Here is a 21,555-nt window from a genome sequence, read left to right as displayed (position 1 = left end):
TCAGTTCCCGTTTGCAGCGCGCAGCGCCTGTTCCACCGCCTGCCCGATCGACAGGATCGCGCGATCGCGGCCGCCGGCGCCGGCAAGCATCAGCCCGACCGGCGCCTCGCCGGGGCGGTGGCAGGGCAGGCTCAGCGCGCAGCCGTCGAGGAAATTGATGAAGGTCGGATTGCGCAGGATCAGCAGGTTGGTGGCGCCGAAGACGGCGTCATCCGCGAGCTCGTCGATGCGGGGCGCGACGACCGGCACGGTCGGCATGACCAAGGCGTCGAAAGGTGCGATCCTCGCCTCGACCGCACCGATCCAGGCGGCGCGGGCCTCCAGCACATCGATATAGTCGGCAGCCGAGATCTCCCGGCCACGCAGGATCCGTACTCGCACGCGCGGGTCGTAGCGATCGCCGGCCCGCTGGATCAGCTCGCGATGCCAGTGCCAGGCTTCCGCCGCCGCAAGACCGCCCTTGGCGTTGATCGCGCCGAGCTGCGCGAATTCCGGGACGGCGATCTCGCGGATCTGCGCCCCGGCGCGCGACAGGGTTGCGAGCGCGGCGTCGAAGCTGGCCGCGACAGCTGCGTCCATGCCGTCGAGGGCGACGGTCCTGGGCACGGCAAGCCGCAGGCCGGCGAGACTGGCTTCGCCGAGCAGGCTCTCGCCGGTCCCGGAGAGGATGGCGTCGAGCATGGCACAGCAGGCGACGCTGCGCCCGATCGGCCCGACCGAGTCGAGGCTGGTCGAGAGCGGCAAGGCTCCGTCGCGCGGAACGCGCCGGGCGGTCGGCTTGAAACCGGTCAGGCCGCAGAGCGCGGCGGGAATCCGGACCGAGCCGCCGGTGTCGGTGCCGATCGCGGCCGCCGCCATGCCATCGCTGACCGAGACCGCCGCACCGGAGGACGAGCCGCCGGGAATGCGCTTGGCGGCCCGGTCGAACGGATTGAGCGGCGTGCCGTAATGCGGGTTGAGGCCGAGCCCGGAAAAGGCGAACTCGGTCATGTTGGTGCGGCCGATAAGGACCGCGCCGGCGGCAATCAGCCGCTTGATCACGGGCGCGTCGGCCTTGGCCGGCGGTGCATCGTCGAGCGCGGCGCTGCCGGCCATGGTGACATCGCCGGCGACGTCGAACAGGTCCTTGATCGAGATCGGCAGGCCCTCGAGGGCTGAGCGCGGAAAGCCGGCATGCCGCAGGGCGTCGGAAGCCTGCGCCGCCTTGAGCGCTCCTTCGGCATGGAGCCTGGTGAAGACGCGAGCGCCTTCGCCATCGCTCGCCTGCGCGCGCGCCAGTGCAGCTTCGGTCAGGGCAACCGAGGAGGTGCGCTCGCTTTCGAGCGCGCCCTGCAGTTCGATCAAGGTCTGGCTCATCTCACGCGACTTCCGGCAGCGAGATGCTCCGGTAGCTATGCTCGATGCTGCGGCCGAGCACGGGGTCGAACAGCTCCATGCTGAAGGACTGAGCCGGCCGGATGCCGCCGATCGCGCCGACCGTGCCGCAGATCATGCCGGTTCCATCGGGCAGGAGTGCGGCGCCGCCGGTGAAGCCGGCGATCAGCTCGAGCGGCGGGCGCAGGCTGGCGAGCGGGCCTTCCTGATAGAGCACCCGCGCCCCGTTCTCCTCGATATGGGAGCGGATGATCATCTCGTCCCAATGGCCGGCGACCTCGGCGAAGCGCCAGGCCTTGCGCGCCAGCGGCTTGGCGCAGATCTGCTTGGAGATCGCGACGCCGATCGTCTCGAGTTTGCGGTCGGTATGGTCGGAGGCGAGGCTGACATACATCTGCCCGCCCGCGCTGAAGACGAAGGTCTCGACCTCGCCGGAGCTCTCGGTGCCGAGCACCTGGATGCGGTCGGCCTGCGTCGCCAGGCTCTCGGCGACGCGGTAGTAGAGCGGCACGCTGCTCGGCCGCGGCACGCCGATCGCGGCGAGCTCCTCGATATGATGCTCGATCGCGGCACGATCCCGTCCGGCCCAGCCGGCGACGACCAGTTGGGCGAGTTCGACCTTGAGCGGCTGCGTGGCAGCGCCGCCTTCGACGGTGAAATTGAGTTCCATGACGTCCTGCTGATTGTCCAGGGAAAGGTGATGCGCCGCGGCTATTCGAAGACGCGGGGCAGGAAGAGTGCGAGGTCCGGGAAGACCGCGAGCAGCAGCATCAACACCGCCATCGCCGCGACATAGGGCATGCTGCCGACGATCACCGCGTTCATCGAGCCGCTCTTGCGCAGGCTCTGGACCACGAAGAGGTTGAGCCCGACCGGCGGCGTGATCAGCGCGGCCTCGACGAGGACGATGATCAGGATGCCGAGCCAGATCGGATCATAGCCGAGCCCGATCATGATCGGCGCCACGATCGGGATCGTGGTGATCATCATGGAGAGCGTCTCCATGAAGCAGCCGAGGATCAGGTAGAACACCACGATCACGACCAGCATCTGCACCGGCGAAAAGCCGAGCCCCCGGATCGAACTGGTGATCGCGTCGGTGATCCCGGTCGCCGACATCACGAAGTTGAGGAAGGCGGCAGCGAGGATGATCAGCATGATCATCGCAGTCGCCTTCATCGTGCCTTCGACAGCCTCACGCAGCATCGACAGCGTCAGGCGGCGCGACCAGGCCGCGAGGAGCATCGCGCCGGTGACGCCGAGCGCGGCAGCCTCCGTCGGGGTGGCGAGGCCGGCATAGATCGAACCGACCACGAGGAAGAAGATGCCGAGCGGCGGCGCCAGATGCGCCAGGCTGGCGAAGCGTTCGCCCCAGCTCGCAGTGATGCGGCGCCCGCCCCATTCCGGCTTCACGATGCAGCCGACGATGACCGTGAGCATGAACAGGCCGGCGAGCAGCAGGCCCGGGACGATGCCGGCGAGATAGAGCTTGGGCACCGAGGAGTTGGTCAGCACCCCGTAGAGAACGAGGTTGATCGAGGGCGGGATCAGGATGCCGAGCGTGCCGCCGGCCGCCAGGCTGCCGAGGAAGAGCGGCTCGTTGTAGCCATAGCGCTTGATCTGCGGCAGCGCGACGGTGCCGACGGTCGCGGCGGTCGCGACGCTCGAGCCCGAGGTCGCCGCGAACAACGCCGAGGCGCCGATATTGGCGTGCATCAGCCCGCCCGGCAGCCAGGACAGCCACAGGCTCATCGCGCCGTACATGCGTTCGGCGAAGCCGGAGCGCAGCAGGATCTCGCCGAGCAGGATGAAGAGCGGGATGGCGACGAGCAGGAACTCGTTGTTGGTGCTCCAGGCCAGCTCGCCGATGCCGCGGGTCAGCGGCAGCATCGAATAGAGCGGGTCGAGGATCAGGCCGAGCACGCCGAGCGCGGCGCCGACCGGGATCGATAGGCCGATCAGGACGAGCAGGAGGATGAGGGTGGTGGCGATCATGCCGCGTCTCCCTTGACCATGCGCTCGCCGGCGGCGGCTTCCTCTTCGGCCTCTTCCTGGGTCGAGCGCACGCCCGCGATCGCCTTCACGGTCGCGATGTCGCCTGTCACCAGCGCGATCGAGGCGCGCAGCAGCATCAGAGCGAGGATGACGCACATGAAGAGCAGGCCGGCGAACCAGAGCCCCTGCGGGATCGCGAGCGGCGTCGCCAATGGCGTGTTGGCCCGCGAGCTCTGGGCGAACGAGGCGCCGACCACGTCGTAGGCGTAGTAGGTCAGCATCGCCATGAAGACACCGAGCGCGACCAGCGAGACCCAGTCGAGAACCGCGGCGAGCCGCACCGGCATGTACTGGTAGAGCACGTCGACACGGACATTGGCCCGCTGCAAGGTCGCGTAGGCGAGCGACCAGCTCGTGCTGATCGCGAAGGCGTAGCTCGACAACTCGTCCGCGCCGCCGGTGGTGAAGCCGAGGAACTTGCGGGCGAGCACGTCGAACGAGATCAGCAGCACGCTCGCGATCGTCAGCGCCCCGGCGCACCAGACGGCGACGCGGGACAGGCTCTCGGCATGGCGCAGCAGCGCCGCCAGAGCATTAGGCGGGGGCGGATTGGTCATCGAATCCTCGGCTCCCAGGAGATTAAGGAGGAGGCCGGCATGCGCCGGCCTCCCGCGAGGGCGCTTACTTCTTGGCGGTCAGGCCGAGTTCCTTGCCGACCGTGGCATTGAAGCCGGCGACGCAATCGGCCGAGCAGCGGGCGGCCCATTTTGGCAGCACCTTCTCCTGCAGCACGGTCTTGAGCAGCGCCTTGTCGGCATCGGTCGGAACGACGAGCTGCATCTTGCCCTTGACCGGCAGGGTGCAGGCGGCGGCGCCGGTGTTGCAGTCATAGCCCTGCTGGGTCTGCTGTGCGGCGGCGTCCCAGATCTGGCCGACCAGGGTCTTGATGTTGGTCGCGAGGAACTCGCGGACTTTCGGGTCGATCTTGTTCCAGGCGGCTTCGTTGACCGCGTGGATCTGCTGGTTCCAGTTGATCGGCAACGCCATGAGATGGGTCGAGACCTCGTACCACTTGGCCGAATAGCCGGAGAGCGAGCCGGTGATGGCGCAGTCGACGACCTTGTTCTGCAGCGCCGGCACGACCTCGCCGAAGGCCATCGTCACGCTCGAGCCGCCGAAGGCCTCGACGAACTCGGCCTGGGTGCGGCTGGAGGTGCGGACCTTCTTGCCCTTGAGATCGGCGAGGCCCTTTATCTCGGCATTGCAGAACAGCACCTGCGCCGGATAGGGCGAGATGCCGAGCAGGCGGACCTTCGAGCCGTCGCCGTAGAACTTGGCGTAGACCGGTTCGAACGCCTCGGTGATCGCGCGCGCCGTCTTGGCGTCGGGGGCGAGGCCGGCGAGGTCGATCGCCTCGTTGATCGGATTGTCGCTGGCGAAATAGGACAGCGTCGCCGTGCCGAACTCGATCACGCCCTGCGACATCAATCGCAACAATTCAGGGCCCTTCAGCCCCATTTCGTTGAAGCCCTTGATCTCGGCGGTGATCTGGCCCTTCGACTTCTCGGGGATCGTCTTGGTCCAGAAGGGTTGCTCGTAGTCCTGGTAGGCGGTGAGGTTGCTGAGGCCGCCCACGACCTTGAGATTGGCCTTCGGCAGGTCCTGCGCGGTCGCGGCGGTCGCCGCGAGCAGGCCGGTGGCAAGAATGAAAGCTTTCATCATTTATCCCCTCGTTGGTGGTTGGTGGTGAGATATTCCCGCACCCTAGTCCCAGGACTGGCAGGCGCGGGGGTGACGGAGCAGGCATTGCGGGCCATCCGGCGTGACGAGGACCATCTCGCCGAGCGCCGCGCCGCCGAGGCCAGGCAGGAACAGGTTGGGGTGCAGCTCGAAAAGCATGCCGGGTGCCAGCGCGAGATCGGAAGCTGTTGCCGGCGGCGCGCCGGGATCGAAATGCTGGCGAAACACAGCAGTCGTCAGCGGCTCCTCATAGGAGCAGCCGAGCCCGTGCCCGTTGCGAAAACGCCGAAGGCGCTGGCGGCTCTGCTCATCCACGCGCCCGGCCAATACAGCTTCCATGGCCTGCTCGGCGCCCGTCAGCGGCAAGCCCGGGCGCAGCGCGGCCAAGCCCGCTTCCAGCATCGCCTCGACATGGCCGGCGAGTTCGCGATGCTTGGCTTGCTGCAGTCCGATGCTGCCCATCCGGATGCCATGGCCCCAATGACCGTCGACCGTGAGAGCGATGCCGAAGAGGACCTGATCGCCGTGCTCGGGCACTCGCTGCGCTTCGGCAGGCCAGTAGCGCGGATAGTCGGCTGCCGGGGCGATGGTCAGCCAGGTCCGGCAATAGTCGGCGCCTTGCCGGCGCGCCTCGGTTTCGAGGCTGAGCTGGCTCTCCCATGCCGGGCGCCGCTGGGCCAGTTCCGCGCCGAGCCGGCCGAAGAGCACATCGCACAGCGCCGCGGCATCACGGTGCAGCGCGATGGCATGGTCATCCTTGACCAGCCGCAGCCGGGCCGCGGCTTCGTCGAGGGCCGGACCGGTGGTGACGCCAGTCCGTGCCAGCGCGGCATCGATCTGCCGGGGCAGTTCGCCGAAGCCGACCGTCGCGAGGGAAGCCCCTGACAGCCGTGCCGCTAGCGCCTTGCCCCAGTCGAGCGGCGGGACATATTCGACGATCAGATCGGGTCGCGTCTCACGCGCCAGCGGCAGCATGAACGGGCTGCCGACGATGAGGCACGTGCCCTCGGCGCTGGCGAGCAGGAGCGACAGGCTTTCATGCCCGTCCCAGCCGCTGAAGAAACGCAGGGCGCCATGCGAGGCGCTGCCGGCGCCGAGTGCGCTGCCAAAGCCGAAGACGGCGACATTTTCCGCGCCCTGGCCGCGCGCGAGATGCAGCAGAGCGTTACGCCGCTCCACAAGCAGATCCACGGTGTCGCGCGCCGCTCCTACCGTCATCGCGGATCAGGACGAGACGAGGACAGCGGCGCCCAAGACGAGACGCTTCGAAATCGCGATGTCTGCAACGTTCAACATGTGACCCCTCTGCCGCGACTTTAGAGCCGTCTATGCATCGACATTGCAGGGTATCGGGGGCGTTGCTGTCCAATCGTATGTTTGGAACGGAGGTATAAGCCGGATTTATCACTCCCCGGTGCCACGACCATCCTGTCTTGCGACCGCTTGCGCCATGCGCGCGATGACGCGGGAGGGATGACTGTCGGGCCCGTCGATCCAGCTCGCGGTGAAGCTGAGATCGGGCAGCGGATCGGCCTCGACCTCGACGATCTGCAACTCGCCGCGTTCGAGTTCGCGGCCGAGGAAGACCGGCGTGATCACGGCTGCCCCGATGCCGTCGAGCACCATGCGCACCACCATCGAGAGCGAGGCGCTGCCATACATGCGCGGGGTCGAGATGCCGGCGCGCATCAGCATGTCGCGCACCTGCCGATAGGGCGAGCTGTTGGAGGGATAGGTGATGATCGGGAGCCCGGCGATGCGCGCGAGCGTGACCGGACCGGGGCCGAGGCCGACACCGGGCTTGACGACCCAGGCGAGCGGATAGGTGCAGAGCGGCAGGTTCTCCACCCGCGCCTCGAGCACCGGGCCGAGCAGGAAGGCGAGGTCGATCTGGCGCGCCATCAGATGCGATTGCAGCACATGGGTGCTGTCGACCTCGATCTCGAGGACAAGCGCCGGATAGGCGACGTGCACCTCCTCGATCAGCTTCGGCAACCAGGTCTGCACGATGGTCTCGGCGACGCCGATGCGCAGCGTTCCGCTCATCGTGCTCTGGTCGCGCGCGGCTTTCATCATGTCGCGGCGTACCTGCATCATCCGTTCGGCATGGGCGAGCAGTTCGTGGCCCTTGGCCGTGAGCTTGACGCCGCGCGCATCGCGCTCGAACAGGCGCACGCCCAGCGCCTGTTCGAGCGAGGCGATCCGCTGCGAGATCGCAGGCTGGGTTGTGCCGAGCTTCTCCGAGGCCGCACGGAGGCTGCCGAGCGCCGCTGCCCAGAAGAAGGTCTCGATATTGCGCAGGTCGATCATGGCGCGATGATGCCGAGCAGCCGGCCGGCTACCAACAAAAAAACCGGATGGCGGCACGAACAGGCTCGCCTTTCATGCCTGTCGACTGCGATCCGCCGGATACCGCAGCAAGAGCAGACGTTGAGCCAATGCTGGACGGGCAGGCTTGGTCAGCTCGCTATCCGGCCCGCGGAGCCTCGGCGCCAGGCCGCCGGCGTTTCACCGACCAGCCGGCGGAAAACCCGGGTGAAATGCGCCTGGTCGGAGAAGCCGGCATCGGCCGCGATCTCGGTCAAGGGCCGGTCGCCGGCCGCGAGCAGGCGCTGGCCACGCTCGATGCGGGCCTTGAGTTGCCATTGATGCGGCGGCAGCCCGGTCGAGGCCTTGAAGGCGTGGCTGAAATGCGATTGCGACATGCCGACGAGCTCGGCGAGATCCTGCAGCCGGATCGTCCCGGCCGCATGCTCGGTGATGTGATCGGTCACCGCCTTGAGCTGCCAGTTGCTCAGCGGGGCGCGCCGGCGCGGCGCATTGGCACGCACGCCGAACAGGTCGATCAGGACAGCGAGCACGAGCCCGTCGCCATAGAGATCATGGCGTGCATCCGGCTCGGCGCATTCGCCGGCGATCAGACGCGCCAAAGTAAGGATGCGCGGGTTCGAGAAGGCGATGCGCGGCTGCGCCAATCGCTCGGGCGACAGCGCCTCGCCCAGCCGCTCGCTGACCGTCGCGGCATCGAAATGCAGGTCGAGATGGCGGATGCGCATGCGCTGCTGCGTGCGCCCCCAGACCGGAACGCCGGCCGGCATGAAGCTGATCGCGTTGGCGCGGGCGCTGCTGGAAATGCCGGGCTCGTTCGGATTGAGCCTTGTCTCGAAATGGCCGCCGACCTTGTCGAGCACCACGAACAGGCGCGGGTGCTCCGAGACGTACTCGCCGGTCGCACCGGCCTGGCATTCGGCCTGCCAGAGATCGGCGACGACACCGTTCCAGACCCGGTATTTGAGGGATCCGATGACGCTGATGCCCTCGCGGATCGAACGCATGCGTGGCTGGAAACCCATGGCTAGCCTCCGGGGCGGCGAAAAATCGCCTTGCGGTGCGTGATCAAAATGCAACGTGGTCAAGACAATTGTAGACTGACGCCCAGGATCGTTCAATGCATGACAGGAACGATCAATCCCGCCCTGCGCGTTGCTGATATTGCCCAACGGAAAGCTGAACTCCGCCTTTGAACGATTCTAAATTTGATCAGTTCTGGAATGGCGGCATTTGCTGGGACCTGGATTGCAAATGTGCTACACGCAAAAGATGAAGACTAGATTTATTCTTGGGTCGACTGTCTCGTTCGCGGTGCTCTGTGCCGGCGCGGCTCTCGCGCAAGGGCAGTCCGCCCCGACGGTTCAGCTCGACACCATCACGGTCGAGGGCGATGGCGGTACCACGGCCGGTCCGGTGAACGGCTATGTCGCAACACGTTCGGCGACCGGCTCGAAGGCGAACACCTCGATCCTCGCGATCCCGCAGGCCGTCTCGGTGCTCGGCCGCGACGAGATCGACGACCGCAAGGCACTCAAGGTCGACGAGGCACTGCGCTACACCGCCGGCGTCGCCGCCCAGACCTTCGGCCCCGATCCCGATACCGACTGGATCTTCATCCGCGGCTTCCAGGCGACGCAGACCGGCGTCTTCATGGACGGGCTGCAGCTCTATTCCTACGGCTTCGGCGGCTTCCAGATCGATCCCTTCCTGCTCGAGCGTGTCGAGGTGCTGAAGGGCCCGGCCTCGGTGCTCTATGGCGGCTCGACGCCCGGCGGCATCGTCAATCTCGTCAGCAAGCGTCCTACGGGTAAGAATTTCGGCTATGTCGAGGCCGGCATCAACAATTGGGGCAATGCTTATACCGGCATCGATATCGGCGTCAGCGACAAGCAGGGCGTCTGGAGCACGCGCCTGACCGGCAGGCTCTCCGGCGGCGACCAGTACACCGACTATTCCAAGGATTTCCGCGGCATGATCATGCCGCAGATCAGCTACCAGCCCAATGGCGCCACCCGCTTCACCGCCTATGGCATGTATGCCGCGCTCGACCAGGTCCATGTCGGCGGCGGCTTCCTGCCCTATATCGGCACGGTGAGGAACGCGCCCTTCGGCAGGATCCGGCGCGAGGCCTTCTTCGGCGAGCCCGCAATCGACGATCAGGAACGCACCCAGGCCCTGCTCGGTTACGAGTTCCAGCATCAGTTCGCCAACAACTGGAACTTCACCCAGAACCTGCGCTACGGCGTGATGAAGGGCTCGCAGCTCGGCCCCTACGGCTTCGGCTATGCCGGCCCCGACGCGCCCTTCGGCGACCGCCTGCAGCCGCTCGGGCCTGACTATCAGCTCTATCGGATCGGCTTCCAGGAGCGGACGCGGGTACGGACCTTCACGGTCGACAACCGCATAGACGGCAAGGTCGTGACCGGGCCGCTCGAGCATTCGCTGCTGTTTGGCGTCGACTACAAATACTTCAACATCGACCACACTCAGGCTTCGGGCGGCGCGACCACGATCAGCGTCACCAATCCGGTCTACGGCGCGGCGCAGGGCCCGACCGGCGTCTATCTCAACCAGAACCTGAAGCATCACCAGATCGGCTTCTATGCCCAGGACCAGATCCGCTTCGGCGGCGGCTGGCTGCTGACGCTGAACGGCCGCTACGACTATGTCGACAAGAAGTCGGTCAGTCCGGCCGGCCTGCTGTTCTCGCCGACATACGACAAGAAGGAGGCGTCCTGGAGCGGGCGCGCCGGCCTCGGCTACGAGTTCGCCAATGGCCTGACCCCCTATGTCAGCGCCGCGACCTTCTTCACCCCGGTCTTCGACGCCGTGCCCAATCTGCTCGGCGGACCCGGCCAGCCCTTCCGCCCCGAGGAAGGCCAGCAGTTCGAGGCGGGCATCAAATACAAGCCGACTTTCATGGACGCGCTGCTGACGGCCTCGGTCTTCCACATCAGCAAGCGCAATGTGCTGAATCCCGCCCCGACCGCGCTCAACCCGTTCGCGCAGCAGCAGCTCGGCGAGGTCACCTCGCGCGGCTTCGAGCTCGAGGCCAAGGCCAACATCACCAAGGACCTGAAGCTGCTCGCCTCGTTCACCGCCTTCGACCTGACGACGAAGAAGGACACCCGCCCGCTTCTGGTCGGCAAGACGCCGGTGGTCGTGCCGGAGGTCACCGGCTCGGCCTGGCTCGACTACACCGTGCCTGATGGCGCCTTCAAGGGCCTCGGTCTCGGCGCCGGCGTCCGCTATGTCGGCCGCTCCTTCGCCAATGCCGAGAATACGCTGAAGGTGCCGGCGGCAACCGTCGTCGATGCCGCGATCCGCTACCAGATCGGCAATTGGGGCATGGCGCTCAACGTCACCAACCTGTTCGACAAGGTCTATGTGAAGAGCTGCAACGGCCAGTCCGGCTGCGGCTATGGCGACGCCCGCACCGTCACGGTCTCGGCCAATTACCGGTGGTAGGGGCAAGGGACCCGCACGACATAGGAAGGCCGCGGCTCCCCGCCGCGGCCTTCGTCCATGCTAGACCCGCACGCATGAGCTTTAGTCTCCCGAGACGGCGCGACGCGCTCGCCATTCTGGCGGCGGCCACCTTGCCGCGCCCAGCGCTGGCCAACGACCTTCGCGTCGCGACCGTCGACTGGTCGGTGCTGGAGACCCTGATCGCGCTCGGCATAACCCCGGTTGCCGCTCCCGAATTGCTGCAGTTCCGCGAGGTCGCGGTCGAGCCTGTGATTCCGGCAGGTGTCACCGATCTCGGCCTGCGCGGCACCGTCAATTTCGAATTGCTGCTGCTCTCGCGGCCGGAGCTGATCTACTCCTCGAGCTTTTATGTCAGCTCGGAGCCCAGGCTCACCCGGATCGCGCCGGTCGAGCGCTTCTCGATCTATGTGCCCAGTCGCCCGCCTTACGAGCCGGCAGCGGCGATGATGCGCGCCATCGGCGCGCGCCTCGGCAGGAGCGATGAGGCCGAGCGCTATATCGCCGAGACCGAGGTGGAATTCGCCGGCCTGCGCGAGCGGTTGAAGCCGCATGCGGCGCGGCCGGTCATCCCAATCAATCTCGGCGATGCCAGGCATTTCCGCGTCTTCGGCGCCGACAGCATGTTCGGCGAGGTGCTGAAACGGCTCGGCCTCGCCAATGCCTGGACGGAGGCGACGAGCTATTCCGCCATGGCTCCGGTCGGCATCGAGGCGCTGGCTCGCATTCCCGATGCCTGGATCGCGCTGATCCCGCCGGTCCCCCCTGGCGCGCTCGACGTCCTCGCGGCCAGCACCTTCTGGAACGCTTTGCCGAGCATGCGCACAGGGCGCGTGCTGCAGCTTGCCTCGATCAATCCGTTTGGTGGCCTGCCGGCGGCGCGGCGTTTTGCGCGGCTTCTCAGCGAGGCGCTGCTGACGGAGCGGGCTCATGGCTGAAGCGGCTCTGCCCATGCGTTCGCCGCCGCTACGCCCATCGGCGATCTGGCTCGCCGGCGCCCTCGCGGCCGCGGCGCTCTTCGCCGCCGTCGTGATGACGCGGCCACCGCTTGCGGCTCCGGCCGAACTCGCGAGCACGCTGGAATCGATCCTGCTCTGGCACAGCCACGTGCCGCGCTCGGTCACCGCGCTGATCTGCGGCGCCGCGCTCGGGCTTGCCGGCCTGCTGCTGCAGCGCGTCCTGCGCAATCCGATTGCCGACGCCTCGACGCTCGGCGTTGTCTCGGGCGCGCAACTGGCGCTGACCTTCGCGACCGCCTTCGCTCCCGCGGCCATCGTCTTTTCGCGCGAAGGCGTCGCGCTAGCCGGGGCGATCGCGGCCGTTGCGCTGGTGCTCGGACTGAGCTGGCGGCGTGGGCTCGAACCTTTGACCGTGGTGCTCTCGGGCATGATCGTCGCAATGCTCGCGGCCGCCCTGAGCGCAACTGTCATCCTGGCCAAGGGCGAGTACATGCTCTCGCTCTTCATCTGGGGTGCGGGCTCGCTCAGCCAGCAGAGCTGGGATTCTGCCCTGTCGCTCGGCCCGCGCCTTCTGCTCGGCTGGCTCGCTGCGGCGCTGCTGTTGCGCCCTCTATCCCTGCTCAGCCTCGACGACGCTACGGCACGAAGCCTGGGGCTTGCCTTGCACGCCACCCGCATCGCCGTGCTCGGCGTCGCGATCTGGCTGGCGGCCAGCGTCACCGTCGAGGTCGGCGTCATCGGCTTCGTCGGCCTCGCCGCCCCGGCCTTGGCGCGCGAGATCGGCGCGCGCACCCCGCGCCAGCTCCTGCTGGCGGCCCCGGCCGTCGGTGCGTTGCTGCTCTCCATCACCGATAGCGCCGTCCAGTTGCTCGGGTCCGGCTTTGCCGATTTCGCGCCGACCGGCGCTGCCACCGCCTTGTTCGGCGGCCCCTTGCTGCTCTGGCTGATGCATCGCGTGCCGCCGTCGCCGCCCGCGCAAGCCGTCGATGCCATGGCTCTGACGCGCCGGATCGCGCGGCCGTCGCTCTGGCTTGCCGCGCTCGCCCTGGCGATTGCCGCAGTCGCCATGCTTGGTCTCGTCCTTGGGCGTGGGCCACAGGGCTGGGGGCTGGCGACCGGCGACCTCCTTGCCGAACTGCTGCCGTTCCGCGGACCGCGCCTGATTGCGGCCGGGGCCGCGGGAGCCCTGCTCGGCGCCGCCGGCTGCCTGATGCAACGTCTCACGGCGAATCCGCTGGCCGGGCCGGAAGTGCTTGGGGTCAGTGCCGGCGGTGGTGTCGGCCTGACGCTGGCGCTCGCGCTGCTGCCATTCAGCCCGTTCTCGATGCTCGCCGGCATCACCGGCGGTTCGCTCGCCGTGCTTCTCCTCATGCTGGTCCTTGCGGGCCGACCGGCTATCGGCTGGCAGCGCCTGCTGCTGGCCGGCATCGCCATGGGCGCGCTCTGCATGGCCCTGGTCTCGATCGCGCTCGCCAAGGGGGATCTGCGCGCCTATGTGCTGCTGACCTGGCTCTCGGGCTCGACCAACCGGGCCGGCGAGATCGAAGTCTGGGTCGGTTTGGCCGGCTGCCTGGTCCTGCTCGCTCCGCTCTTCCTGGCGACGCGCTGGCTCGATCTGATGCCGCTCGGCGAAGCGACGAGCCGCAGTCTCGGCCTCGGCGTCGAGCGCAGCCGCCTCATCCTTGCTGCCGTCGCGGCGCTGGCGACCGCGGTCGCCTCGCTGCTGATCGGCCCGCTCAGCCTGATCGGTCTGATCGCGCCGCATGTGGCGCGCCTCGCCGGCTTCGCCCGCAGTCGCGATCAGCTCGCCGCCTCGCTCCTGATCGGTTGCGGCGTGATGATCCTGGCCGACTGGCTCGCCCGCCTCGTCGCCTTCCCCTATCAGGTGCCGACCGGACTGTTTGCGGCCCTGATCGGCGGCCCCTATCTGATCTGGCTGTTGAACCGCACGGGAAGCCGGCATGCCTGACGACATCACCCTGCACGCGAGCACGCGGGTCGCCTTGACCGACCCGGCCGGCATGCTCGACCGGCTCTGCGACCACTTCGTCGACCATGGCACGGTGACGCGAGAGGTTGGCAATGCCCGGCTTGATGGCACCTTCGGAGCGGTCCAGCTGACGCTCGAAGCGAATGCGCTCGCCATCGCCGTCACCTCGCCGAGCGAAAGCTATCTCTTCGTCGTCAAATCCTCGATCGCCGAGCATCTCGTCGAGTTCGCTGATGGCGAGAGCATCGCGCTGCACTGGCAAGGCGACGCAGTCGGGGAGACCCGCATCCCCTATTTCCGCGAAGTGGTGGTGCGCGGCGCCCGCGACATCACCCCGGCGATGCGCCGAGTCACCGTTGCCTGCGACGATCCCGGCCATTTCACCAGCGGCGGCCTGCATGTTCGTGTGCTGATCCCGCCGCGCGGGCGCGAGCCGGTCTGGCCCAGCGTCGGCCCCGACAGCCGGGTGATCTGGCCGGATGGCGAGGATGCCCTGGCGAAGCGCACCTATACGATCCGTGCGATCGATCATGCCCGCGGCGAGCTCGATATCGACGTCGTGCTCCATGACGACTCGCCAGGCTCGCTCTGGGCGCGCGAGGCGAAGGCGGGCGACCGTGTCGGTCTGCTCGGCCCCGGCGGTGGCGATGTGATCTCCGCCGACTGGTATCTGCTTTGCGGCGACGAGACCGCGCTGCCGGCGATTGCGCGCATCGCCGAGAGCCTGCCGAGCTCCGCCCGCGCCAGCATCGTCATCGAAGTGGCGGACGCCGCCGAGCGGCAGGAGATCGCCTCCGACGCATCGATCCAGGTGACCTGGCTGCACCGCGACGGCGCGCCGGCCGGCTCGACCGACCTGTTGCCACAAGCGGTGCGCAGCATCGCCTTGCCGGAACAGGGCAGCCCCTTCGTCTTCGCCGGTTGCGAGCAGGCCGCTGCGCGGGCTATCCGCAAGCATCTTCGCGGCGAACGGCAGCTGCCGAAGGACCGCCATCTCGTCGCCGCCTATTGGCGTCGGGGCCATGCCGATGTGCACGATCATGGTGAGTGATGCAGACTGAAGCGATTGCGAGCGCGGCCGAGCGCTCCCCTGCCATGCCGCTAGCGATCGAGGCGATACCGCAGACGAGCACCCCGTGGTTCACCCTTGAGGGCGTCGGCTTCTCGATCGCGGATCGTGTCCTGCTCGAACCGCTGTCGCTCGATCTCGACGCGGGCAAGGTGATCGGCCTCCTCGGCCATAACGGCTCGGGCAAGTCGACGCTGGTGAAGCTGCTGGCGCGGCAGCAGCGCCTCTCGCGCGGCACCCTTCGCTTTGCCGGACGCCCGATCGAGAGCTGGGACAGCCGCGCCTTCGCCCGCAAGGTCGCCTACCTGCCGCAGCAGACACCCCCCGCCGCCGGCATGCTCGTGCGCGAACTGGTCGCGCTCGGTCGCTATCCCTGGCACGGCGCCCTCGGTCGCTTCGGCCAGCGCGACCGCGACAAGGTTCGCGAGGCGATGGCGCTCACCGATGTCGAGCGTTTCGCCGATCGCCTGGTCGACACCTTGTCGGGCGGCGAGCGCCAGCGTGCCTGGCTCGCCATGCTGGTGGCGCAGGACGCCGAATGCCTCCTGCTCGACGAGCCGATCGCAGCGCTCGACCTTGCCCATCAGCTCGAGGTGCTGACGCTGGTGCGGCAGCTCTCGCATGAGCGCGGCCTCGGCATCGTCGTCGTGCTGCACGACGTCAACATGGCGGCCCGCTTCTGCGACGAGATCGTCGCGCTGCATTCCGGCCGCCTGGTCGCGCGCGGGACGCCAGAGCAGATCGTGCAGCCAGATATCCTGCGCGCGATCTACGGCGTCGAGGTCGGCGTGATGCCCCATCCGGACAGCGGCAGGCCGCTCGCCTTCGTTTGAGGCAGCTGTCGCGCGGAAGGGAGGGGCATTCACCGGCTTGACCACGAGCAGGCTCTCCGAGTGCAGCTATGGGCCTGGGACGGAATCCTCCTCACACGCTCTCGGTGGCTTCAGGCCTCCGAGACAAGTCTTGTCGAACGCCGATCCTGAGCATCGAGAACGGCCCTGCGAATGGCGTCTCGTTCGCGGAGCCTGACATCGAGCTCTGCACCAAGCCGCCATGAAGCCCAGAGAAACTCGACGGGATCCCTGAAAATACATTTGTGTCATCAAACATTCATTTGTATGGTCCATGGCAAAACCGCTGCCCCGCATGGATGGAGGCAGCCCGCATCCTCAGCATGGGGGGGCGGTTCGGAGGGTGGTCATGCGTCGGATCGTGCAAATCTCGGACACTCATCTCAGTCCGAACAAGCCGCATTTCGCCGGCAACTGGCAGCCGCTGAAGGCCTGGCTGGCGGCGCAGAAGCCCGATCTCGTCATCCATACCGGCGACGTCACCGTCGATGGCGCCGATGTCGACGAGGATTTCGGCTATTGCAGCGGCCTCCTGACGGCCCTCGGCGTGCCGGTCCTCAGCGTCCCCGGCAACCACGATGTCGGCGAGGCCCATCATCCGCACCAGCCGGTCGATGCGCCGCGCCTGGCACGCTGGCGCGGGCATCTCGGTGCGGATTTCTGGGTTCATGATGTCGAGAGCTGGCGGCTGATCGGCCTCAACTCGATGCTGTTCGGCAGCGACGAGGCCGATGAGGCGCGCCAGCTTGACTGGCTGGAGCAGCAGATCGGCGAAGCCGATGGCCGCCGCCTCGGCTGGTTCCTGCATCGGCCGCTCTTCATCGAAGCGCCCGACGAGGGCGACAAGGGCTATTGGAGCGTGCCGCCCAAGCCGCGGGCACAGCTGCTCGATCTCGTCCGCAAGCACGAGGTCGCCTTCGTCGCCAGCGGCCATCTGCACCGCGCCCACGACTTCGCGGTCGACGGCACCCGCTACATCTGGGGCCCGTCCTCCGGCTTCGTGGTCGGTCCCGAGCTGCAGCCCGGCATGGCCGGCACGACGACGCTGGGCGCCGTGACCTATGAGTTCGACGGCAGGGATTATGCCGCTGCGATCCATGAGATCGCTGCGTTGAAGACGCTCTGGATCGACGATGTGATTCACGAGGTCTACCCGCCGCGCGCCGCCTGAGACTGTCGCTGGCCCGAAAGGGCCGCTCTCCGACGACGTCAAACGCAAGAAGCCCTCAGGCCCCCGCACAGAAAGGTGAGCGACGTGGCAACGGTCACCCTGTCCTCCATCGCCAAATCCTTCGGTACCACCCGCGTGCTCGGCGGCATCGATCTCGACATCGCCGATGGCGAGTTCCTGACCCTGGTCGGCCCGTCCGGCTGCGGCAAGTCGACCCTGATCCGCATCATCGCCGGGCTGGAGCATCAGGGTGGCGGCGCGGTCGCGATCGGCGGCCAGCCGGTCGATCATTTGCGTCCGCATGAGCGGCGTGTGGCGATGGTGTTCCAGTCCTATGCGCTCTACCCGCATATGAGCGTGCGCCAGAACATCGCGCTGCCGCTGACCATGTCGCGCTTGAAGCTCTGGCAGCGCCTGCCGCTGCTGCGGGCGCTTTCGGCCCAGCGTCGCACGGTGATGCGTGGGATCGAAACCGATGTCGCCGCCGCCGCTGCCCAGCTCCAGCTCGAGCATCTGCTCGATCGCAAGCCGGCTCAATTGTCCGGCGGCCAGCGCCAGCGCGTTGCGCTGGGGCGCGCCATGGTCCGGCAGCCCGACGTCTTCCTGATGGATGAGCCGCTCTCCAATCTCGACGCCAAGCTGCGCGTCCATATGCGCACCGAACTCGCCGAACTGCACAAGCGGCTGGGCGCGACCTTCATCTACGTCACGCATGACCAGGTCGAAGCGATGACGATGTCGGACCGCGTCGCGATGATGGATTCAGGCACGATCCTGCAGCTCGGCACGCCCTCCCAGCTCTATGAGAAGCCTGCCTCGCTCAAGGTCGCGCAGTTCATCGGCAGTCCGGCGATCAACCTCCTGCCCGCAAGCGTAGGCGTCGGCGGCCGGCTCGAGCTGTTCGGCCGGCCGCTTTCGCTGGCCGTGCAGCAGGCCCAGGGGCAGGCGGTAACCTTGGGCGTTCGCTCCGAAGCGCTGTCGCTCATACAGGGCGAGCCCGCGGGGGCAGGGCGCGCCTGGTTCTCGGCCCGTTTGCGGCGCAAGGAGAATCTCGGCTCGGAGTACATCCTGCATTTCGATCTCGCCGGCCGCGACGTGCCGGGCGTGACGATGCGCACGAGCCCGGCGATCGCAGCGGGCGTCAGCGAGGCCACCGAGGTGACGCTTGGCTTCGACGAGGCCGCCTGCCATCTCTTCGCCGCCGATGGCGAGCGGATCGAGCCGCGCGGACCGGGCGTCGCGACCGCTTCCATCGTCCCGCTGAGGGCCTGAGCATGACGCTCGCGCTCGACATGCCCGTGCAACTCGCCTCCAGCCGGCGCCGTCGGCTCTGGATCGAGCGGGTCACCGGGCTCGGCTTCGCCGCGCCCGCGCTGCTGCTGCTGGTGCTGACGATCCTGGCGCCGCTCGCCGTGCTCGTCGCGCTCAGCCTGACCAATTATGAGTTCGGCGGCGTCGACCTCGATTTCGTCGGGCTCGCCAATTTCCAGAAGGCGCTGGCCGACCCGATCATCCGCCGCTCGCTGCTCAACACCTTGATCTACGTCGCGATCTTGGTGCCCGGCGGCGTCTTTGGGGCGTTGCTGATCGCCATCCTGATCCATCGGCGGACGCGCTCGCGCTCGCTCTACGAGGTCATCTATTTCCTGCCGGTGACCTCGACGCTGATCGCGATGGCGACGGTCTGGCAGTTCCTGCTGCATCCCTCGCTCGGGCCGATCAACGGCCTGCTGAAATGGCTCGGCTTTGCGCCCGTCGCCTTCCTGAGCGAGCCCTCTACCGCGCTGGCGACGCTCGCCGTGCTCGGCATCTGGCAGATCCTCGGCTTCAACATGATCCTGTTTTTGGCCGGGCTGACCGCGATCCCGCGCGATCTCTACGAGGCCGCCGATATCGACGGCTGCTCGGGCGGCATCGACCGCTTCCTGACCATCACCTGGCCGCTGCTCGGGCCGACGACGATGTTCGTGGTGATCACGACGATGATCACCGCCTTCAAGATCTTCGACACGGTGGCGGTGATGACGCGCGGCGGCCCGGTCGGCTCGACCGAGGTGCTGCTCTACAACATCTATCTCGAAGGCTTTCAGTATTTCCACACCGGCTATGCCGCGGCGCTGACCTTCATCTTCCTCGCCTTCATCCTCGTCTTCTCGGCCGTGCAGACCTTCGCCCTCGACAAGAAGGTGCACTACTGATGTCGGCCTCAGCTCTCCCCGCTGCGACGGTCTCTCCCGCACATTCGACGGCGCGCCGCTTTCTTTCGCTCGTCCTGATCCACGGCGTGCTGATCGCCGGGGCGCTGTTCATGCTGGCGCCGTTCATCTGGATGCTGGTCACCTCGATCAAGCCGCCGGCCGAGATCTTCAGTGCCGAGATCGCGCTCTGGCCGAAGCAGTTCTATGGCATCGAGAACTATCGCTTCGCCATGGAGAAGGCGCCGCTGCTGCGCTTCGCGCTGAACGGCGTCATCCTCTGCGCCGGCATCCTCGTGGTGCAGCTCCTCGTCGCGATCCCCTGCGCCTATGCACTGGCGAAGCTCGATTTCCCCGGGCGCAACCTGCTCTTCGTGCTGGTGCTGCTCGGCCTGTGCATCCCGGTGCAGGTGCCGGCGATGCCACTCTATATCGGCCTCGCCCAGCTCGGCCTGCTGAACACCTATTTTGCGATGATGGTGCCGTTCTTCCTGTCAGTCTTCGCCATCTTCCTGTTCCGCCAGTTCTTCCGCAGCTTTCCCGACGACATCATCAACGCCGCCCGGCTCGACGGGATGAGCGAGTTCGAGATCGTCTGGCGCATCGTCACACCCAGCGCCTGGCCGGCGATCGCCGCTTTTGCGGTGTTCTCGACCGTGGCGCACTGGAACGACCTTTACTGGCCGTTGATCGTCATCTCCGACGCCAAGCTCGCGCCGCCGCCGCTCGGGATGATGTTCTTCGCCGATGCCGAGACCGGCTCGAACTACGGCGCGCTGACCGCCGCAGCGACGATCCTGACCGCGCCGCTCGTCCTCGCCTTCCTGATCGCCAGACGCAGATTCATCGACGGCATCACAATGACCGGCGTGAAATAAGCCGACCACCGAAACGCCTAAGCCTGACGAAAATCCAGTTCTCTCAAGGAGATGACCGATGAAAGCTTTCGGCAGAACCCTGGCCGCCGCGGCGTTCGCGCTGGCCGCCTCGACGGCGGCGCGCGCCCAGGAGGTCACGCTCGACGTGCTCTATGCCTTCCCGGCCTTCGCCAAGTTCCACGAGCCGATCGCCGCGGAGTTCATGAAGAAGAACCCGAGCATCAAGATCAACTTCCGGGCCCCGGCGGCGAGCTATGACGAGGGGCATCAGGCGATGCTGCGCTCCTCCGTCACCAGCCAGCTGCCGGATGTCTATTACTCCGGCTTCCACCTTTTGACCGAGCTGGTCGAGACGCTCGACAAGCGCAAGCAAGTTGTCGATCTCGGCGAACTGCTCAAGGCCGAGCCGGAAGCCTGGCGCAAGGCCAACTATTCCGACGCGCTGCTCTCGCTCGGGCAGGTCGGCAGCAAGCAGGCGGGCCTTGCCTTCAACGCCTCGACGCCGCTGATGTATTTCAACGCCGAGCTGGTGAAGAAGGCCGGCGGCGACCCCGAGAAGATGCCGGACAACTGGGCCGACACCATCGCCCTCGCCAAGAAGATCCGCACCGCCGATGTCGCCGGCCTCGCCTACAACATCCACGATTGGCCGGATGACTGGCTCTGGCGCGGCATCGTCCAGCAGGGCGGCCACACCCTGCTCGACGCCAGCGGCAAGAAGGTCGCCTTCGGCGGCGATGTCGGCCTGAAGGCGCTGGAGACGCTGCGCAGCCTCGTCACCGAGGACGGCATGCCGCTGATCGACTGGGACCAGTCGCGCCAGCAGTTCATCGCCGGCAAGATCGGCATCTTCTTCGACACGCCGGCCCGCCTGCGCCAGGTCACCGACCTGATCGGCGAGCGCTTCACCCTGAAGACCGCCGTGTTCCCGATCGACGACAAGGCCAAGGGCACGCTGCCGACCGGCGGCAATGCGGCGATCATCACCGCCAAGGACCCGGCCAAGCAGAAGGCGGCCTGGGAGTTCGTGAAGTTCGTGACCGGGCCGGAGGCGCAGAAGATCGTCGTCGAGACATCCGGTTACATGCCGACCAATCTGCGCGCCGGCGAGGAGGCCTTTCTCGGCCCGTTCTACAAGGACAATGCCAATTTCCGCACCATCAACGGCCAGGTGAACCGCGCCTCGCCCTGGCAGGGCTATCCGGGCGGCAACTCGGTCCGCATCTGGCGCCAGCAGCGCGAGGTCATCGCCGGCGTGATGCGCGGCGAGATCCAGCCCAAGGCCGGCCTCGAGCGCATGGTCTCCGAGACCGAAGCGCTGATGAAGTGACATTGGTCTGACCAGCACATCGCCGCCCGGCACTGACGCCGGGCGGCATCCCATCTGAACCCTCATCCTGAGGAGTCGCGAAGCGGCGTCTCGAAGGATGCTTCAGGAGGCTCCGGAGACAGCTGGAGCATCCTTCGAGACGCGCTCTGCGAGCGCTCCTCAGGATGAGGGCTGAGGTTCCGATCC

18 protein-coding genes are annotated in these 21,555 nt (G+C 67.2%); 10 read left to right on the top strand and 8 right to left on the bottom strand.

From position 1 onward, the window contains the following. From ACQKLX_RS20320 to ACQKLX_RS20285, 8 genes are all read right to left on the bottom strand, one after another. The gene (locus ACQKLX_RS20320) at positions 1 to 1,356 is read right to left on the bottom strand and encodes an amidase (protein ID WP_427363375.1); all 1,356 of its coding nucleotides are present in this window, start codon (positions 1,354 to 1,356) and stop codon (positions 1 to 3) included. Position 1,357: 1 nt separating this feature from the next. After that, positions 1,358 to 2,044 carry a DUF2848 domain-containing protein gene (locus tag ACQKLX_RS20315; protein ID WP_427363374.1) on the bottom strand — a complete coding sequence of 229 codons (687 nt, stop codon included), beginning with the start codon at positions 2,042 to 2,044 and terminating at the stop codon, positions 1,358 to 1,360. 41 nt (positions 2,045 to 2,085) lie between these two features. Further along, entirely contained in the window at positions 2,086 to 3,369 is a 1,284-nt protein-coding gene (locus ACQKLX_RS20310; protein WP_427363373.1) for a TRAP transporter large permease, read from the bottom strand. Beyond that, positions 3,366 to 3,986 (bottom strand): TRAP transporter small permease subunit, encoded by a 621-nt coding sequence (locus tag ACQKLX_RS20305; protein ID WP_427363372.1) that lies wholly within the window; start codon positions 3,984 to 3,986, stop codon positions 3,366 to 3,368. The genes ACQKLX_RS20310 and ACQKLX_RS20305 overlap by 4 nt, the downstream gene beginning before the upstream one ends. A 64-nt stretch (positions 3,987 to 4,050) precedes the next feature. After that, positions 4,051 to 5,088: a TRAP transporter substrate-binding protein gene (locus tag ACQKLX_RS20300; protein ID WP_427363371.1), complete on the bottom strand. Its 1,038-nt coding sequence runs from the start codon at positions 5,086 to 5,088 to the stop codon at positions 4,051 to 4,053. Between the two features lie 45 nt (positions 5,089 to 5,133). Next, on the bottom strand, positions 5,134 to 6,300 hold the full coding sequence (locus tag ACQKLX_RS20295; RefSeq protein WP_427363370.1) for a M24 family metallopeptidase: 1,167 nt from the start codon (positions 6,298 to 6,300) through the stop codon (positions 5,134 to 5,136). A 213-nt stretch (positions 6,301 to 6,513) separates the two neighbouring features. Further along, positions 6,514 to 7,419, bottom strand: coding sequence for a LysR family transcriptional regulator (locus ACQKLX_RS20290; protein ID WP_427363369.1), 906 nt, complete (start codon positions 7,417 to 7,419; stop codon positions 6,514 to 6,516). 149 nt (positions 7,420 to 7,568) lie between these two features. Beyond that, positions 7,569 to 8,462, bottom strand: coding sequence for a helix-turn-helix domain-containing protein (locus ACQKLX_RS20285; protein ID WP_427363368.1), 894 nt, complete (start codon positions 8,460 to 8,462; stop codon positions 7,569 to 7,571). 247 nt (positions 8,463 to 8,709) lie between these two features. On the opposite strand from ACQKLX_RS20285, the gene ACQKLX_RS20280 reads away from it, so the two are divergent. From ACQKLX_RS20280 to ACQKLX_RS20235, 10 genes are all read left to right on the top strand, one after another. Continuing rightward, entirely contained in the window at positions 8,710 to 10,908 is a 2,199-nt protein-coding gene (locus ACQKLX_RS20280; protein ID WP_465247610.1) for a TonB-dependent siderophore receptor, read from the top strand. Positions 10,909 to 10,982: 74 nt separating this feature from the next. Continuing rightward, positions 10,983 to 11,864, top strand: coding sequence for an iron-siderophore ABC transporter substrate-binding protein (locus ACQKLX_RS20275; protein WP_427363366.1), 882 nt, complete (start codon positions 10,983 to 10,985; stop codon positions 11,862 to 11,864). Continuing rightward, the gene (gene fhuB / locus ACQKLX_RS20270; protein WP_427363365.1) at positions 11,857 to 13,854 is read left to right on the top strand and encodes a Fe(3+)-hydroxamate ABC transporter permease FhuB; all 1,998 of its coding nucleotides are present in this window, start codon (positions 11,857 to 11,859) and stop codon (positions 13,852 to 13,854) included. Before ACQKLX_RS20275 ends, fhuB begins: the two co-directional genes overlap by 8 nt. Beyond that, entirely contained in the window at positions 13,847 to 14,926 is a 1,080-nt protein-coding gene (locus tag ACQKLX_RS20265) for a DUF2218 domain-containing protein (RefSeq protein WP_427363364.1), read from the top strand. The genes fhuB and ACQKLX_RS20265 overlap by 8 nt, the downstream gene beginning before the upstream one ends. Positions 14,927 to 14,970: 44 nt before the next feature. Further along, on the top strand, positions 14,971 to 15,777 hold the full coding sequence (locus ACQKLX_RS20260; RefSeq protein WP_427363496.1) for an ATP-binding cassette domain-containing protein: 807 nt from the start codon (positions 14,971 to 14,973) through the stop codon (positions 15,775 to 15,777). A 367-nt stretch (positions 15,778 to 16,144) separates the two neighbouring features. After that, a complete protein-coding gene (locus tag ACQKLX_RS20255; protein WP_427363363.1) occupies positions 16,145 to 16,966 on the top strand; it encodes a metallophosphoesterase family protein in 822 nt (273 codons plus the stop codon). Between the two features lie 84 nt (positions 16,967 to 17,050). Further along, positions 17,051 to 18,238 (top strand): ABC transporter ATP-binding protein, encoded by a 1,188-nt coding sequence (locus ACQKLX_RS20250; protein WP_427363362.1) that lies wholly within the window; start codon positions 17,051 to 17,053, stop codon positions 18,236 to 18,238. A 2-nt stretch (positions 18,239 to 18,240) separates the two neighbouring features. Next, entirely contained in the window at positions 18,241 to 19,164 is a 924-nt protein-coding gene (locus ACQKLX_RS20245; protein WP_427363361.1) for a carbohydrate ABC transporter permease, read from the top strand. A gap of 110 nt (positions 19,165 to 19,274) precedes the next feature. Then, on the top strand, positions 19,275 to 20,039 hold the full coding sequence (locus tag ACQKLX_RS20240; protein ID WP_427363495.1) for a carbohydrate ABC transporter permease: 765 nt from the start codon (positions 19,275 to 19,277) through the stop codon (positions 20,037 to 20,039). Positions 20,040 to 20,097: 58 nt separating this feature from the next. After that, positions 20,098 to 21,369 (top strand): ABC transporter substrate-binding protein, encoded by a 1,272-nt coding sequence (locus tag ACQKLX_RS20235; RefSeq protein WP_427363360.1) that lies wholly within the window; start codon positions 20,098 to 20,100, stop codon positions 21,367 to 21,369. Positions 21,370 to 21,555 lie beyond the last annotated feature (186 nt).

It is taken from the genome of Allobosea sp. NPDC003192 (genome assembly GCF_050275675.1).
Classification (GTDB): Bacteria; Pseudomonadota; Alphaproteobacteria; order Rhizobiales; family Beijerinckiaceae; genus Allobosea.
Note: the sequence above shows the minus strand (reverse complement) of the source record. Positions and strands in the feature narration are given on the sequence as shown.